General features: G+C 31.2%; 14 protein-coding genes. 10 read left to right on the top strand and 4 right to left on the bottom strand.

The window, feature by feature from the left end:
* Positions 1-130 precede the first annotated feature (130 nt).
* The 5 genes from HHL23_RS13300 (at position 131) to HHL23_RS13280 (ending at position 5,991) form a co-directional block, all read left to right on the top strand.
* Positions 131-1,840 (top strand): helix-turn-helix domain-containing protein, encoded by a 1,710-nt coding sequence (locus HHL23_RS13300; RefSeq protein WP_169235280.1) that lies wholly within the window; start codon positions 131-133, stop codon positions 1,838-1,840.
* Between the two features lie 259 nt (positions 1,841-2,099).
* Positions 2,100-2,300, top strand: coding sequence for a hypothetical protein (locus HHL23_RS13295; RefSeq protein ID WP_169235279.1), 201 nt, complete (start codon positions 2,100-2,102; stop codon positions 2,298-2,300).
* Between the two features lie 14 nt (positions 2,301-2,314).
* Complete coding sequence (locus HHL23_RS13290; RefSeq protein WP_169235278.1) at positions 2,315-2,530, top strand: hypothetical protein; 216 nt, start codon at positions 2,315-2,317, stop codon at positions 2,528-2,530.
* Between the two features lie 55 nt (positions 2,531-2,585).
* Positions 2,586-3,365: a GLPGLI family protein gene (locus HHL23_RS13285; protein ID WP_169235277.1), complete on the top strand. Its 780-nt coding sequence runs from the start codon at positions 2,586-2,588 to the stop codon at positions 3,363-3,365.
* Positions 3,358-5,991 (top strand): carboxypeptidase-like regulatory domain-containing protein, encoded by a 2,634-nt coding sequence (locus HHL23_RS13280; protein ID WP_169235276.1) that lies wholly within the window; start codon positions 3,358-3,360, stop codon positions 5,989-5,991. Before HHL23_RS13285 ends, HHL23_RS13280 begins: the two co-directional genes overlap by 8 nt.
* A 49-nt stretch (positions 5,992-6,040) precedes the next feature.
* On the opposite strand, the gene tnpA is transcribed toward HHL23_RS13280, so the two are convergent.
* On the bottom strand, positions 6,041-6,496 hold the full coding sequence (gene tnpA, locus HHL23_RS13275) for an IS200/IS605 family transposase (RefSeq protein ID WP_169235275.1): 456 nt from the start codon (positions 6,494-6,496) through the stop codon (positions 6,041-6,043).
* 288 nt (positions 6,497-6,784) lie between these two features.
* Here tnpA and HHL23_RS13270 point away from each other — a divergent pair, with 288 nt between their 5' ends.
* The 5 genes from HHL23_RS13270 (at position 6,785) to HHL23_RS13250 (ending at position 13,527) form a co-directional block, all read left to right on the top strand.
* On the top strand, positions 6,785-7,273 hold the full coding sequence (locus HHL23_RS13270) for a hypothetical protein (RefSeq protein WP_169235274.1): 489 nt from the start codon (positions 6,785-6,787) through the stop codon (positions 7,271-7,273).
* The gene (locus HHL23_RS13265) at positions 7,248-8,075 is read left to right on the top strand and encodes a tetratricopeptide repeat protein (protein ID WP_169235273.1); all 828 of its coding nucleotides are present in this window, start codon (positions 7,248-7,250) and stop codon (positions 8,073-8,075) included. Before HHL23_RS13270 ends, HHL23_RS13265 begins: the two co-directional genes overlap by 26 nt.
* A gap of 534 nt (positions 8,076-8,609) precedes the next feature.
* Positions 8,610-10,268: an NUMOD4 domain-containing protein gene (locus tag HHL23_RS13260; protein WP_169235272.1), complete on the top strand. Its 1,659-nt coding sequence runs from the start codon at positions 8,610-8,612 to the stop codon at positions 10,266-10,268.
* A 511-nt stretch (positions 10,269-10,779) separates the two neighbouring features.
* Positions 10,780-12,939: a right-handed parallel beta-helix repeat-containing protein gene (locus HHL23_RS13255; RefSeq protein ID WP_169235271.1), complete on the top strand. Its 2,160-nt coding sequence runs from the start codon at positions 10,780-10,782 to the stop codon at positions 12,937-12,939.
* Between the two features lie 345 nt (positions 12,940-13,284).
* Entirely contained in the window at positions 13,285-13,527 is a 243-nt protein-coding gene (locus tag HHL23_RS13250; protein WP_169235270.1) for a hypothetical protein, read from the top strand.
* Positions 13,528-13,585: 58 nt separating this feature from the next.
* On the opposite strand, the gene HHL23_RS13245 is transcribed toward HHL23_RS13250, so the two are convergent.
* The 3 genes from HHL23_RS13245 to HHL23_RS13235 all read right to left on the bottom strand — a co-directional run bounded on the left by HHL23_RS13245 (position 13,586) and on the right by HHL23_RS13235 (position 16,812).
* On the bottom strand, positions 13,586-14,287 hold the full coding sequence (locus tag HHL23_RS13245) for a hypothetical protein (protein ID WP_169235269.1): 702 nt from the start codon (positions 14,285-14,287) through the stop codon (positions 13,586-13,588).
* A gap of 309 nt (positions 14,288-14,596) precedes the next feature.
* Positions 14,597-16,129: a M20/M25/M40 family metallo-hydrolase gene (locus tag HHL23_RS13240; RefSeq protein ID WP_169235268.1), complete on the bottom strand. Its 1,533-nt coding sequence runs from the start codon at positions 16,127-16,129 to the stop codon at positions 14,597-14,599.
* Positions 16,130-16,239: 110 nt separating this feature from the next.
* Entirely contained in the window at positions 16,240-16,812 is a 573-nt protein-coding gene (locus HHL23_RS13235; RefSeq protein ID WP_169235267.1) for a hypothetical protein, read from the bottom strand.
* Positions 16,813-17,091 lie beyond the last annotated feature (279 nt).

Genomic DNA, 17,091 nt, shown 5'->3' with positions numbered 1-17,091 from the left:
GAATTTATAGATGAATAAATCAACATAAGTATCACATTTTCAATTAATTAAATTCTTTATGGAAGAAAATCGACAAGCATTAAAATTATCAAGAATTAAAGTAATATTTTTACAGAATATTTGAAAACTGATGATGAAAACTAAATTTCTTTTTTTACTAATTTTATTTTCCAGAGCATTATTAGCACAAAATAATGAAATTGATTCTCTAAAAAATTATTCATTCTCCGATTTAGAAACGAAATATTATGAGTATAATAGTATTGATAGGATAAAGGACGCAAATTTGATCAGCTATTACTATCTTCAAAAAGCTAAAAGAGAAAAAAACAATGAAAAAATTGTAGAAGGCTATGTTTTAATGCATTTTAATGAACCTTATTCAAGTGCATTAAAATATCTTGACAGTGTGCAGTCTTTTACAGGAAATTCTAAAAAAAATACATACCCAGCACGTATTTATTTATTGAGGGGGAACATATATTTTAGGTACGACCATCAAAAAGAAGCACTAAACAATTATATACTAGGATTAAAGTATGCTAAGGAGAAAGGAAATAAGCGCCAGATTGCTTTTGCAGAAATTAGTATTGCATATTTGAATAACTATATTGGGAAGCACTATGAAGCAGTAAAAAAATTGAAATATTATCTATATAATGCTCCATATCTTAGTGAGAGCGAACTTGCTGACATTCACTTAAACTTAACAAGTACTTATTTAGATATTCAAAAAATGGACTCTGCTAAAGTACTCATTAGAGAGGGTTTGCAATTATCAAAAAATAATAATATTTATCGTTATAATCAATATTTATCAATATTTGGCTTATATAATTTAAAATTAAAAAATTACCAAATAGCTATTGACAATTTAAAACAATCTAAAAAGTATTTTATTGATGCACAATCAGATGCTTTAAGCATAAATTATGCAACATTATATCTTGGGCAATCATATGCCGGTTTAGGTCAAAAAGAGAAAGCTGTTAAGAATTTTATAGCAATAGATTCAACTGTTCAAAAGACGCATAACACTTTCCCTGAGCTTCGAGAAGTATATCCTTATCTTATAGAATATTATAAAGAAAAAAATGATAAAGAAAAACAACTTTATTATATTGACCGCTTTTTAAAAATAGACAAACAGCTTGATTCTCGGTTTAGATATATATCAAGAGAGCTTCCCAGAAGATATGATACTCCCAATCTGATCAATGAAAAAGCAAAAATTATTTCTGAACTCGAAAATAGAAAAATTGTTCTTTATTTTTCTATTTGTATATTAATTTTGATTCTTTTTTTAGTCCTTTACTTGTATTATAAATCTGAGAAGAAAAATAAAAAAATTGCTCAAGAATTAGTTCAGTCTGTATATAATAAAGTTGATGTATTAATTATCAAAGATGAATTTGATGATATTTCATCTAATTTAATGCAATTTGAAAATACAGAACCTAAAATAATTAGACTTACTTCTGAAGACATAGCACAAAACATATTAAAAGAGCTAAATTCTTTTGAGGCAAAAGAGCTCTTTCTCCAAAAAGGAATTACTTTAAATAATGTCGCAAAAAGGGTAAAAACAAATACTCGATATTTATCTGAAATTATTAATATTTATAAGGGAAAAAACTTTGCAACTTATTTGAATGATTTGCGTATAGATTATGCTATAAAAAAATTAGCCAAAGATAAAAAATTCCGTTCCTATAAATTATCTGCTATTGCAGAAGAACTTGGATATAATAATGAACAGGCATTTGCTTTAGCCTTCAAAAAAAAGACAGGAACTCCTCTTACTGTATATATTAAAGAGATTGACAGATCACAAGAATAAAAAAACAAAAACATCTTAATTAATTGTTTTTCAGTATATTAAATAACATAGATTCAAGAATTTATAGATATAAATTCTTGAATCTATAGGTGATTTACTTTTTTAGTCATACATACTTATGCATATTTGTTCCAACAAAAAACACAACAATTTATTTTTTTGTATGTGCGCAGTATAAATATAAATATGAAATGTTATTTGTTACTACCATGTCATGGATTATATAATAAAAAATCATTAAATTTAAATCATTAACAAAATGAAAAAATTAGCCTTATTATCAGTAGTAGCTTTAAGCACTTTTACTCTGAGCTCATTTACAACAGTAAATAGAGAAACAAAACCTATTAAACCTCAAGGATACTATGTATATTGTGCTGACGGAAGTTATGCAGGTGCTTTTATGTGTGATTGCAGCTCAGGTCAGGTACAGCGCATTGCAGATCTAATGTGTAACTAATTAAAAATTTTACTATGAAAAAAATTACAGTATTATCAATAATAACAGGAAGCATTTTAGCTTTGAGTTCATTTACAACATTAAACAATAATGTAAAAAAAGAGAATTCTACACTTGTAAAACCTCAAGTATGGAGGGCATTATGTGCTGACGGTAGTATGGGAGGTGTTTTCACATGTGATTGTTCACAAACTAGAGCAAATGAAATTGCTCATGTAATGTGCAGCTAAGATATTAAATAAAGGTTCTATAATTTATTTTATAGAGCCTTTAAAATTTATTATTATGAAAAAAATATTTTTAATCAATTTTATATTACTTTCAATCTTTTGCTTTTCGCAAAAAGGATTTGTAAGATATGGGTATTTTCACGCTCTTTCCATTGGAAATGCTAAAGCACCTGAAAGTGAATCGTATTTGGTCTTTAATAAACAATCATCTTATTATGTTACCGCAAAAGAAAGTTTAGAAAAAGCGGCTGACAGGTCTGAACAAAAAACATTTACGAATGAAGAAGGAGGAGGCGCAATCTACAATGGTACTAAAATGAGTGAAGAGGGAGATCAAGTAGTTAATCATTTGGCAAAAAAAACAATGTGGTCTAATTTGTTATACAAAAAACAAGTTTATGTAAAGGAAATCACACCTACAATCAATTGGAAGATAGGAAAAGAAACAAAAAAAATAGGAAAATTCACCTGTAAAATAGCAACAGCTAATTTTAGAGGGAGAAACTATACCGCATGGTTTACGTCTGCAATTCCATTGCCTTATGGTCCGTGGAAACTGCAAGGACTACCTGGATTAATTCTTGAAGCATATGATACAGGCAAGTTTGTATATTGGAACGCAAAAAATATTGAATATCCTTCAAATACGAAAGAAGAAACAAAGTACTTAGACATCCCTGTAAAAGAGAAATTTTTAACATATACAGAATTTAAAAAATTCCAAAAAGACCAACTTGATAGGCTTATAGAAAAAAACAGAATCGCTAAACAAAGCTATCCTGAAATACAGCTAGAAGGAGTTAAAATATCAGATATGTTTGTTGAGTGTGAATAAGACTGAAAAAATATTTTCTATTATTCTTTTTTTTGTATTTTCATTTTCATTTTCACAGGAAATTCTAATAAAAGGAAAAGTAACAGATAATCAAAACAGAGGCATTGAAAGTGCTTCTGTTTTAATATTGGATAATAATGACGAAACAATTGCTTATTCTTTTTCTGATGAAAAGGGTTATTATAATTTAAACTTTGATAAAAAGGGAATTAGTGGTGTGATAACATTAAAAGTATCTAGTTTAGACCATGTACCTAAAGAAATTAAAATTAACCCCGAATCTGCACTATTAAAAGATATTGTACTTGAAGATAAAATTGAAACGATAAAAGAAGTAATACTTGAAGGGAAAAAGGTAAAAATAAATCAAGATACTACATCTATAAGGGTAGCAAGTTTTGGAAATAAGACAGAACAGACGGTAGAAGATATTTTAAAAAAACTACCTGGCATTGAAGTTTTAAATGATGGTTCTATTAAAGCTCACGGAAAAAAGATTGAAAAACTTCTCGTTGAAGGAGAAGACCTTTTGGATAAAAATTACAAATTATTATCTAAAAATCTTGATTCTAAAACCTTAGATGAAGTCCAAATTATAGATAATTTTGAGGACAACCCTATTTTAAAAAAATTAAACAACTCAGACAAGGTTGCTATCAATCTGAAATTAAAAAAAGGGCTTAAAAACGTTTGGTTTGGAAATGTCACCTTAGGAAGTGGTGTATTATCTGAAAACCGATGGAAAGAAAGTCTAAATTTAGGATTATTAAAAAAGAAAATTAAACTATTCTATTTTGGAGATTATAATAATCTTGGCGAGAAAGCAACAGATTTAATAACAACTAATGTATTGGAAAACAATCAATTCGGAAATGACCGTTTTGAATATAAAACAAAATCTCTATACAGCATTGCCAATAATGAACCTCAGTTTTTTGCTAAAACGCAAAGTAGTTTTAATAATGCTTTTTTAAATTCATTAAGTTTTACAAGCAAACTTAAAGAGAATTTATCTTTGCGAGGTGTTATCTATCTGACTTATGATAAACAAAAACAAAATTCTTTTTCCGAAACAGTATTGAATATTGAAAATAATAATCCTATATCATATACAGAAAATAATTTTTACAATAACAGAAAAACATTAGCTTCAGCAGAACTCGAATTAAAATATTATCCCAACGATAAAAACTATATAACCAATCTTTTTATTTTTAAAGACAATCCCAATAAAACAAGTGATGATTTAATTTTTAATTCTGAAAATATTAATCAATCCTCAAAATCAAAAAATTCTACTTTTTACAACCATTTTAATCATACTTACGAGCTATCATCTAATAAAGTCCTCAATAATTATTTTTATTTTGGAAGTGATAGAGTAAATGAAAAGACAACTATATTTTCACCATTATTAAACTCTTTTTTAAATTTAAACTCCGATAGCAAGCTATTACAAACTGCGGGTAATAATATTTTGTATTCAGGGATTAAAAGTAAATTAATTACTAAACTAAAAAGACTTGACGTAACAAACAGTTTACAGGCAGAATACAATAGTGAATTGTTTAATAATAAATTATTATCAGATAATGAATTTTTATCTACTGATTACAACAATCATGTTAAACTAAATCAATTTAAAGTAATTTCTGACAATTCGATTCGATTTAATTTTTCAAAAACATTTGATATAACAGGAAATATTAGCTTACAAAATATCAATTATAATTACAATGACATTCACAAAAATATTTTCTTGATAAATCCTTCTATCTATTTAAATATAAAAAAAACAAAGTTAGGCAGTTTTACTTTGTCTTATTCTGAAAACAGTACCTTACCTGAAATTAATCAGTTAACAGATGATTATCAGCTAACCGATTATCGTTCTTTTTCGAGAGGAACAAACTATCAGACCCCATTAAAGAACACTATTGCCTCTTTTGCTTATTACATATATATTGATGACAAACGATTTTCAATCAATACTAACATGTTTTACTTAAAATCTAAATCAATACTCAATACTGAAAATATAATAACAAATGATTTCAGTTTCAACTCTCTTCAACAGACCTTTGGGGGTGAAAGCTATAATTTTAATTTCAGCTTTACTAATTACATTCGTAAGCTAAATATTTCATCAAGAATTGAGACTAACAATATTTGGAATTCCAATCCTGTAAATGTTAATTCGAATAACTTCTCAACTTCTAAAGGTTACACAAACAAGATAAAGTATTCAGCTACGACATATTTTAAAATTCCTGTAAACTTTGACTTCGGATTTTCATATAATTATAATCAAACTACTTTTAATGATATAAAAAATACGAATATTACAAAAGATTTATTTTTAAATGTCAATTATAAAATATCAAAAACATTATTAGCAGAATCTAACAATTCATTATATTTTATTTTCTCTCAAAAATATTCTTTTAACAATTTAGTTCTAAGCTACAACCCTATTGACAGTAAATTTTCTTATCGTATAATATTCAATAATATTTTAAATGAAAAAGAATATGTCTATACGGCTTTAAATAATTATACTAATTTTACATCAAGAATTCAATTAGTTCCAAGATATTTATTAGCCTCTGTAAAATACCGTTTCTAGTCATTCATAAATTAAAGAATAAACTACCTCGGGGCAGAGCCCCGAAGTATTAGTCGTCAAAAAGTGTAAGTTGTCCGCTATACACTTTTTGATACTTTATTTCTTTTCCTTGATTCTCAATATATTTTTTTATAACATCTTTGTTGCCATATTGACCAACTGTGTTAGCATAATACCCACTTGTCCAAAAATTACCACCCCATAATTTTGATTTAACTTCTGGAAATCTTCTGAAAATTTCTTTTGCAGTTGTACTCTTTACTTTCATACAAATTTCACTAATTGACAACATAGGGACACCCTGAATTAAAAAATGAACATGGTTTTCTTCATAACCTATTTCCAAAAAATTAATCTCATATCGTGCAGAAATATCAAGACAAATATTTTTCAACCCATTCCCTACTTCTTCTGTTATAACTGAATTTCTATATTTCACGGGAAAAACGATATGGTACAAAAGCAATGTTTTATTATGACTTTTCTTTATATGATCATCGTCCATCTATCAAATTTACACTTTTTCAAAATGTTTTGAAAAACCATCCGTTTTTCAAACTTTTCCTCTCTGACCCCGAGGCAGAGCCTCGGAGTATTCTCTTAGAATAAAGCAGGAATTACTCTCCTGCTTTTCCATTCTTGACAGGTTTTTCATTATATACATTGTTGAATTGTAGTCTGAGATTAAATACTGATTATATAGATTGTTATTTAGAATTATATTAATTCAGGAGTGGATACTGTTTTGATGGGACTAACAAAAAAAGTATATTGACTATATTAAAAGCATTTTATGAAAATACTCAATAGAGCATTGTTTATTTCTTTTTTAATTTGTATTGCTCTTTTAATATTTATAATCTTTAGCATTGCAAATGAAATTGGGGATATTTCAGTGAATAAAAAGACTGATAATCCTGACTTTCATACAAAAGGCATCACCTATCAGTATTATCAGGCAAATACAAAATATAAAGGAGAAAGAAAGGCCATTAGGGATTCTTTTATGACTAAAATACCTAAATTAACAACTATACATAATGGTTGGATTATCATTAGGTTTTTAATTAATTATGAAGGTGCGACGGATAGATTCAGATTTTTTTGTATTGATGAAAACTATCAAAATATAAAACTGGACAATCATGAAGAAAAAGACTTATTAAAAATAGTTCGTTCTCTGCATAATTGGGAAATTGGAAAGGTTAATGAGAAAAAGGTTAATTCATATTATCAAATAACGTGTAAAATTGAAAATGGAAAAGTCATTGATATATTCTAGAATTAAAATTATAATAAAATCGTTGTTTTTGGTTTTATTTACAGGAATTATTATTTTGCTGATTTTCATCATATTTTTCCTTAATAAAGATAGAAGATTCGTAATAGCAGAAAATTTACAAGGAACTCAACTTTCGCAATTTATGTTTAAAGTTTTAACAAAGCAATATCCTGATTATTCAGATGCATATCATGAGCAATCTGTTGCTTATAATAAAAGAGGACTTTACTATGATGGGTTTAAATTACTCGATAAAGCTGTATTATTGAACCCGAAAAGACATTTAGGTTATAGAGGTTGGATGAAATTAGAGAAGCTTAAAGATTATAAAGGGGCAATTATTGATTTAGAGAGGTTTGACACTTTAACCCCAAATATTGTAGATGATGTACAAGGAGAAAATATTAATTATCTTCTTGCTATTTCATATCAAGGATTAGGAAAGTATGACAAATCTAGGGAATACTATGAAAAATATTTTCAGACAGCTGACAGCACTACCCTATCTATAAATTCTATTGTACACGTAAATTATGGAACGCTGCTTGAAAAGTTAAACCTTTATAATGAAGCATTACAACAGCTTGATAAATCTTTAAAAACAAAGGGATTTAAATTTTCAGAAGCATACTTTCATAAAGCTGAAGTATTTGAAAAACTAGGTAAAAAAGATTCTGCCAGATATTATTACAAAGAGGCATTACATCAATATGACAAAAGTTCCAAGCTTAAAGATGTTTATAATGAAGTTTTCAATGAACTATACAGGCAGGATATAACGATTAAGATAAACAACACTTAAATATTCCTCTAATAAATTACTTGTTTCCGTTTTAGGGGAAAATAAAAAAAACTTATTTGTAATAGCCACGACTTGATCTGACAGTTTAGTTATAAAATATTTGTCAGTTATTCGATATTGTCCTTACTTCCAAAAGTAAGGATTTTTTGCTCTTCTGCAAGAGTTTCCATTTATTTCTCGCTATTTTCATGAAGTTAAGGTTTTTTTTCTTTGCACTTCTATCAAGCTATCCTATATTATTTTTTACATTTTTGGAAATTCATAAAATCTCATTTGATGAACTAATTATGTGTTTTTTTTAATCTTTCAATGTATGAATATACTAGAGTATATCCTTTACCAATGTTTCCAACTCCTGAAAATCTGTAATGGCCCCCTTTGTAATCCTTAAAGGACTGATACCTGCACCATCCCCGGCCAAGGTTATCTACTTTATTATAGTTAACGCTAGAGATATTTTTGATCTTATAAAATTTCGTGTTAAATTAGTTATTGGATTATATCAAAATAATTTACAATAAAATTTTCCGACGAATGAAATTATCTACTGAATTAGAAGATGAATATGTAAACAAAGTTCTTTCCAATCTTTCTCTGAAAGATCTTCCGGGTGAAGAGTGGAAGCTGATAGAAGGTTTTGAAAACTATGCTATTTCTAATCATGGCCGGGTAAAAAGTCTGGAACGAAGTTTTGTAAATTCTTATGGAGGAGAACATAAACTTCTTGATAGAATTATGAAACTACAAGTCTGTAGATATTTTAATAAATATTTAAATGCTCATTTTTATAGTGTGAGATGTAACCTTTGTATTGAAGGGAGGTCATACGGAAAATCAGTAGCGCGCTTGGTGTATTATCATTTTGTTGAAAAATTTGATATGGATGATCATTCATTTCTTATATCTTTTAAAGATGATAATCGGTTTAATGTACATTTTAGCAATTTGGAGAAATTAACAGTGAGCAAGCTGCATAGTAAGTCACTGAGTACCGGTAGGGGGAAGAAAGGGAATTATCAGCAGGCAGTTAGCCAATATACTGTTGATGGAGATTTTGTAGCTTCTTACGAAAGTATTTATGCAGCTAGTGAAACTTTGGGAATTTATCCTCCTCATATTCTATCAGTACTCAATAAAAAAAATATTACCGCAGGAAAATTTCTGTGGTTTAAAAAAGAATATAAGCCCGGTAAAAAAGATTTTATACCGGAGGGAAAAAGTAAACCAGAAAAGATACTCAATACAAGTCTGTGGAAAAGGCTCGGGCAGCCACTAATTGATGAAAGCAATCCTCCGGCCTGTATGAATTTATCGTTAAAAGATCTTCCCGGAGAAAATTGGAAACCGTTTCCTGATCTTGAGCCATATTTTGCCATTTCCAATAAAGGAAGAATAAAGAGAATGAATACCTGGACGCAGAGTATAAGCCAAACTTTTTGGAAAGAGAATATTATCTCGCTCTTTGTACAAAAGTCCGGTAGTGAAAAATATTTTCTTTACACTAAAATAAGCTGTAATGGAAGAAGCTACAATATAGCCATTATCCGAATGCTTTATTATTGTTTTATTGAAAAGTTTGATCTTAAAGACAGGAATCTGGTGATCGTAAACAAAAATGATCCACAATGGGACATAGATATTTCGAAACTGACATTACAGTCTGTTACTAACATCCTTACTGAAAGAAATAAACAGTATGCTACTAAGGTAAGGACGGTACTTAATTCCAAAGAAGTATTCAACAATTCTCTTTGGGAAAAACTAGATAAACCTCGGATTAATAAAAAGAGTCCTCCAGCCGTTTTCGATTTAAATTTAAGAGATTTACTGGATGAATCTTGGAGACCATTACCAGGCTTTGAAAGTAAATATGTCATATCTAATAAAGGCAGGGTAAAGCGTTTGATTGGATGGAGATCTGGTGCTGAATTTTATGAAGAGGAACAGATTCTATCTTTGAAATTTAAAAAATCGGATTCTTCTTATCTTTATTTTAATCTGCGTACGAATGAAGGACGATTTGAAAAAAGACTTCCAAGAATGCTTTACTATTGTTTTGTTGAAGAATTTGATCTGAATGACAGAACACTATGGATAGTTAATGAAAATGAGACTCTATGGGATATAGATCTGTCAAAGTTATCGTTACGCTCAATGGCAGATGTATTGAATAAAAGGAAAACTAAAACTTAGAATATTAGAGTCTTCAAAAAATCCCTTACAATCAGAATACCTACTTTTCTATATTAATGAATACTGAATAAGCGATACACTGTCAAAGAATTTCTCGAACCTTGCGTCATTGAGCTTATTATAAGCAGAAGGTCTTACAATTTTGAATAAAAACCCAATTCTAACTTCAAGAAAACTTCAATATTTATTCCTTAAAATACAAAAGAATTTGTTATATTTGACTTGCAAAACGAATCAAAAACCTACATTTTCAAAGTGAGTAATTCGGTGAGTAGCCGGACTTCAATTTGAGAAAATGTCGATGAATAAAGAGATTTAAAGAATAGGTGGTTTTCCCTTCCTCTCTGCAAGTAAAAGTCTTAAGTTTTATACTTAAGACTTTTTTTTTTCTGACGAACAAGTTTTTATTACGTCAAGTTTTGGCGTTGTCTTCAGTTAGTTTTGTATTAGATCAATAACAGATGTCTTGCAAGAGTTTGTAATCAATTTAATAATTAAACCAAAGAACAAAATGATTTACACTGAAGATTTTTTTGGATTGGGAAGTCCATTTCCTAATGACAATGTAGTACAATTAGTAGACAGCTACACAAAAGAAAATGTAAACTTTCAAAAAACAACCACCTGGCACGATGGCTCTCCTATGGCCTCAAATTTAGCCGATGGAATTATTTATAGAAAAAAAGGCGCTGATTTTTATGTAGATATTGATTGGCTATGCAACCGAACTGTTTATGTCAAAAGATTTGGAGCTTTAGGAGATGGAGTTACCAATGATGCTCCCGCCATCAGAAGAATGATTGATTTCCTTCCGGAAAAGGACTTTATAGTAGTATTTGAGAATGCAAAATACTTACAGGGAGATGGAACTTATGATAGATATAAATTAGATGCTAAGGGTTTTTACAGTGGGTTAGTAGATATAGGTACCCCCATTTTTTATAGCTTTAAAGACAAATCGGATTTTACAATTTATGGAAACGGAGCATTAATTATGGCTCATCCTGATAATGCACCTATTGCCAATACGCGTGGTTTTGAATTTTTAAGATGTCAAAATTTTAAGGTTATTAATCTTAATTATGACGGATCTAAAGATACAAGAAAACCAAACGGCGGTGATCCGTCGGGTTACAATAATCAATCCGGATTTAAAATCAGTTCATCAAAAAAATATGAATTTGTAGATTGCCGATCAGATAATACGTGTATGGATGGTTTTACGATTACTTCTGATGAACTTTTTAATAATCCTCCTGTAAACGATTGGAATGAAGACGGTATTTTAAGAAACTGCCATTCTGATAATAGCTACAGACAGGGATGTTCTGTTGTCAATAGTAAAAGATTTAAAATAGTAGGGGGTTCTTATACCAATACCGGAAAAACTTATGGAACATCTCCTAAAGACGGTATTGATATTGAAGAGGGTACTATGTCAAATTTTGGACGAGGTAGTAGTGACACAGTTGTAGAGGGTGTTTTACTTGAAAATAATTTAGGAGACGGTTTAGCCTTACATTACGGAACTCATGATGCCACAGTTACAAAATGCGTTTTTAAAAATAATCATTTCGCTGTTGCTCCGGATATACTCGCTTTAAGCTGTAATAACACTATTTATAACAACAACTTTTATGACTCACAGATATGGCTAGGCGGTGGCGGTGAACACTTCTTTGGAAACAAAATTTATCTGAGTCCGACATTTGATTTTACTTTATCGATTGACTGCCACTATGCACACTATAAAAACAATAAATGCAGAGAAACGCTTGTTTATGATAACTATATTTCACGGGATGCCGGAACTACACCTATTGCCAATGGGGTAAAAGGAAGTGTAATCATCGGAAATCATAAAGATGGAGTAAAGGTTTATAACAACACGTTCCAAAATCTGGCATCTAAAGACAACTTCTTCTTCATATTCGGTGATCAGGACAGACAATTGGAGTTTTATGATAATACATTCCGTAATACAGATGAATTCGTTATCAATGCTCCTATAAATCCAAGCCTTATTTACACCAATATTGAAGCCTTCTTTAAAAAAGCTTACAATAATAAAATAGAAATTGAAGGAATATCACCCATGGTTTCTGTGGCTGAGAGAGCAAAAGGAGATAAATTAATAAAAAGTTTTACGGTAGAAAGAATTCCGTCAGGAAAATATATTGATATTACTTTTGATGCGCTTACTTCAAATTTTGATGCAAGAGATCTTTTTGTACAAGTAACCACCAGAGGATACTGGTATGACGCTGATTCAACTAATTTAAAGAAAGAAATCATGTCTGTTTCAGATGTAAAACCGATCAGTTATACCGGTACTTTGGATGATTTCAAAAAACTTCCCGTTTCAACAGGCGTTTATACAAAGAATAATAAATCTACCATTACCTTCAAACAAAGTGAAGCTGATGCAGTTAATAATCCTAATTATTGGAATTTAGACATTGTCATTGAGGTACTTGGAAAATACACTGATGATTTCCCTGTGAATATTTCAGCTTATTATGATACCAATACGCAACCGTTAATTATCAATCTGCCTATTGCAAAATCAGAAAACCAATCTGATTCAATAGCAATTGACGTAACATCTCTTCGAAATGATTTTAATAGTCTACTGTTAAAATTAAAAGACTCTGGAGTAATGAAACAATAATTATCTGCGTTGATAAAAAGTTCCCGGTCATTTTTGATCGGGATTTTGTTTTAAAAGCAGAGACCTCATTAACTCCTGAGGAAGAAAAAAGGCCAACAAAATAGAAAAATAAAACATTGACAGCCTACTGATTGTAAGCAGGCTTTTCTATTCCTAAAATATTCCTAAATCCCATATTTACTTTGTCCTGTTTCTCAACAGTATTACAATCATTTGCATAATTATTTAAGGAAGAAAGGATCTACATTCGCTATGATCAATTATCGTTTCATGGTATCAAGTATCATTCAGTCCTATCATTTTGTTGAGCAGATATCTAAAATACTCCTCAAGAAATTTCAGAGGATGTTCAGGATAGAAAAAATTATTATCACGGTATTTTTACTCATCTTTATGGGTGGGTCTGTCAAAGCGCAGATCAGCCCACCAGGTCTTGGAGATGCCAATGCCGCTTTCTGGTCGGCTTTTGGAGTTAGAAGGCAGCTGGATTGTTTGGGTAAAAAACAGGCTTTAAGTTATATTGCTTTGGGATATAAAAGTAGCCTAAAATTAAACAAAATCCTGGCATTGCTGTCAGGATTTGTTTGAAAGACTGATGAAAGTCTTCCGGCAATATAATTTAAATATGAATGGTTGGTGTACAATTTTAATTACAGATCGTCAAAAACTGGTGGCTCATCTGCACTCTGAATTTTGCTTCTGATTTTAATTTAGCATAAATAGTATGTTCAAAAGCCTGAACTGATCTTAGCTTTCTGTCGATATATTCTGCGATCTGCGCTACAGAAAAAATAAAGTCTCTATACACTGCCATATTTACAGTCTGCCCGTAGTAAGGAAGATAAGCCTTTAAAAATGGAACCGCAGCCTGATGTCTGCTATAATTGACACAATATCCGGCTCCTTCCCGTTTGGTGATAATCTCACGATCATTGATATAATCCAGAATTGTTTTATTTGCCTCTAAAGAACTGCTATTTTTTAACAGATGCCTGTTGACCTTATCCAGAATATGCTGAGCGTATTCCATCATGGTAATGGTTTTCCATTCAAATATATGGTTCATACTTTTGGAAGTCTTAGGATATTTTCCATTTTCACAACTGGTACAGAAAGAGATCCCGATCTTTTCATGGTAAGGAAAAAAACAGTCTTTGATCTCCATAGAAGCATCAGCCAGAAGTCTGTCATCCGCAAAACTGTAATACAGATAAGGGCTGTACTGATCTGCAAGCGCTTTGAGAAAATCGATCTCACTCGCGTTGTGATATTCTTCAAACCATTGTTCAAGGGTATCGTAATAATGGCTTTCAAATTCTTTAAATGTTAAGTAAAACGGCAATTCCATAGCTCTGTAATTTTGATAGGACAAAGCTATAGCGGTAATGCGACAAAACTTGACGTGTTATTTTTTTTTGAGAGTCAAGATGCAAGAGTCAAGAATCAAGATTTCAGATTTCAGACATGAGATTTCTGGTGAGACTAAGACTAAGGGTGATCATAAGACTTAAACCAATTATTTAAACCTGTATACAGCAACGGTTAACTTTTAAGATTCCGAAATACAAAATAGCGATTCCTACTTTAACCCCCGAATCCCGAAACTCTAAGACACTCAAACTCTCCGACTCTCTAACTCCCATCCCGTACCCTGAAATTATTTGTCATAATTCTTCATCATGTATTCAAAGTAGTGGATCATCTTCAGGTAGTTTTCGATGCTGATGTATTCATTGGTGCTGTGGATGCTCTGCTGTTCTGAACTGTTGATCTTGATGGGCATAAACCTGTAGATATTTTTACTTACGATCTGGTATTTGTAGGCGTCGGTACCGGCCATGGTAAGATACGGCGTAACAATCGCCCCGGGGTAAATCTCGTTGACTCCGGTTTCTATTAATCGGTAAGCTTTTGTATGGGTTGGGGAAACTGCGGAAGCTTCTCTTGTATTATCAATCTCTTCAACCTCAACATCAAAACCTTCTGTGGCCTTTGCAATATGTTCGCGAACTTCTTTGACAGTATCGCCGGGAAGAAGTCTGAAATTAACGACAAATTCCACTTCTGGAGAAAGGACGTTGGTTCCGTCACTTCCTTTCATCATCGTCAGAGCAGTTGTGGTTCTTACCAATGCATTGGTGGTATTATTTTTTGTAAGCTGGGATAAAAGAACAGGTTTCAGCAGCCATTGGTTGGCAATAGCAAGTCTGTTGAAAAATGGCATACCTCCACCGATATTATCAAAAAAGTTCTTGATGAGCGGAGTTATGGTAGGTTTCATCTGATGATCTTCGAGACGCTGCATGATGACCGCAGCTTTTCCTATTGCGCTTTCCATCGGAGGCATGGAGGAATGTCCGCCAAGCCCTTTGACCTTGATTTTAGCTGATAAAAAGCCTTTTTCAGCACAGCCTACTACGGCTACATCGGAATTTATTCCTGCCACGTTTCCTTTTTGCATGATCAATCCTCCTTCATCGTAGACTGCATCAAACCTTAATCCTTTTTTCTTAAAATAATCTGCAATCTGTATCGCTCCTTTTTGTCCTCCTACTTCTTCATCAAAACCAAAAGCCAAGTAAATATCTCGTTTAGGAACGGTTTTACTTTTAATCATTGTATTCATGGATTCCATTAGAGAGAATAACATTCCCTTCATGTCGATGGCTCCCCTGCCGTAGATTCTTCCATTGGCCACATTTCCTGAAAAGGGTTCAAAATCCCAGTCTTCTGCTACTTTGGAAACGGGAGGCAACGGTTTGTCACTGGGTCTGAAAATATTTTGTTCTTTACTTTTAACATTGGCATGTCCCGGCGGTACGACATCCATATGAGAAAGAAAAAGAACAGGTTCCAGCTTCGGATCGCTCCCTTTAAGCCTGAAAACTAATGCATGGGTATTGACTTCGGTATTTTCGGTATGCTGATACACCAAAGGATACGATGTTTTCAGGTATTCTTTAAACCGATCGAAAGGTGCATAATGGAACTCACCCAGGCTTCCTGTAGAAACTGTTGGGATCTTTAGACCACCCGAAAAGCGCATTAATGCAGAATCATTCTTTACAGGTTTCCATCCTTCAGAAGTTCCTACCGTATTCTTTTTAAAAGGATACGTGTAGGTTTTGATTAAGAGTACGGCAACTACAATAACAAGAATACCGAGAACGGCTAAAAAGAACTTTTTCATGGCAATAGGATTTTGTGTGATGGTCTAACAAATATAATAAACAAAATGGCTATAACTATGTTTAAAGCTAATTATTTCCCTTAAATTGGATATAAAACCAATACCAATTACTATAATTCATTCCAAAGTTGGGGATTGATATCAAAAAATACATTGTTGTTTTCCAGTCTGCATTTATCAACAGATTGTTTTGCTGAATTATTGATTGAAATAAAACGAACTATCCCTTTTTCTTCCTGTCTGTAGAATTCCATCACGTAGTAGCCTTTGTATTCATAGACATACAAAAGCCCGTTCTGCATTTCTTTTTTCGAGGTTTGGATGAAGAAGTTCTTCTTTACATCTGCTAAAGTTTTTTCTGCATAATAGAACGCCAACATATTGTTGTAAATACTGGATTTGGTATAAGTAAAAAGGATCTGTGAAGAGGGCTTCTCTTTAAGGTTACCGAGTATACCGCTGATATCTTTATCGGTAAAAAAGATGAAATTTTTGTCGACCTTATCAAATATATAATCTCCATAAAAATTGACATCCAGAGCGCCATCCTGAAAAATTAATTTTCTGGTTATATTTTCGGAACCAGATACTGATTCTGTGTGAATGGGTTTTATGTAGTTGGTGCAGGAAAACACCGTGAAAAAAAGGGCGATGGTGAAGATTTGGGAGATTATTTTTTTCATGGATATTCTTTAATGTAAATTTAGTTTTTTATTTTCTAGAAGTAAGATAGCTACAACATAGGTTATATCAAGCTTTCAAAACTAAAATAATAAAAACCACTGTGAAAAACAGTGGTTTATTTTTATTGATGGACACGAGCAAGACGCTCGCTCAATGTCATTAAGTTAGTAAAATATCACAAGCTATCCTTTTGATTTTTAGAGACTATGGGTTTAGCTCTTGCTCTATATTTACCTATATTTCTTTTGTTTGATCTCTGAGGTCTTATAGGAATTAAA

Source organism: Chryseobacterium antibioticum (assembly GCF_012927325.1).
Classification (GTDB): Bacteria; Bacteroidota; Bacteroidia; order Flavobacteriales; family Weeksellaceae; genus Chryseobacterium; species Chryseobacterium antibioticum.
The sequence above is the reverse complement of the archived record's forward strand: the minus strand, read 5'-3'. Positions and strand labels throughout refer to the sequence as shown.

Bases quoted from the DNA above. Each gene is read 5' to 3' on its own strand.
- HHL23_RS13300 (WP_169235280.1), top strand. From the start codon at position 131: ATGATGAAAACTAAATTTCTTTTTTTACTAATTTTATTTTCCAGAGCA.
- HHL23_RS13295 (WP_169235279.1), top strand. From the start codon at position 2,100: ATGAAAAAATTAGCCTTATTATCAGTAGTAGCTTTAAGCACTTTTACT.
- HHL23_RS13290 (WP_169235278.1), top strand. From the start codon at position 2,315: ATGAAAAAAATTACAGTATTATCAATAATAACAGGAAGCATTTTAGCT.
- HHL23_RS13285 (WP_169235277.1), top strand. From the start codon at position 2,586: ATGAAAAAAATATTTTTAATCAATTTTATATTACTTTCAATCTTTTGC.
- tnpA (WP_169235275.1), bottom strand. From the start codon at position 6,496: ATGGACGATGATCATATAAAGAAAAGTCATAATAAAACATTGCTTTTG.
- HHL23_RS13270 (WP_169235274.1), top strand. From the start codon at position 6,785: ATGAAAATACTCAATAGAGCATTGTTTATTTCTTTTTTAATTTGTATT.
- HHL23_RS13265 (WP_169235273.1), top strand. From the start codon at position 7,248: ATGGAAAAGTCATTGATATATTCTAGAATTAAAATTATAATAAAATCG.
- HHL23_RS13260 (WP_169235272.1), top strand. From the start codon at position 8,610: ATGAAATTATCTACTGAATTAGAAGATGAATATGTAAACAAAGTTCTT.
- HHL23_RS13255 (WP_169235271.1), top strand. From the start codon at position 10,780: ATGATTTACACTGAAGATTTTTTTGGATTGGGAAGTCCATTTCCTAAT.
- HHL23_RS13250 (WP_169235270.1), top strand. From the start codon at position 13,285: ATGTTCAGGATAGAAAAAATTATTATCACGGTATTTTTACTCATCTTT.
- HHL23_RS13245 (WP_169235269.1), bottom strand. From the start codon at position 14,287: ATGGAATTGCCGTTTTACTTAACATTTAAAGAATTTGAAAGCCATTAT.
- HHL23_RS13240 (WP_169235268.1), bottom strand. From the start codon at position 16,129: ATGAAAAAGTTCTTTTTAGCCGTTCTCGGTATTCTTGTTATTGTAGTT.
- HHL23_RS13235 (WP_169235267.1), bottom strand. From the start codon at position 16,812: ATGAAAAAAATAATCTCCCAAATCTTCACCATCGCCCTTTTTTTCACG.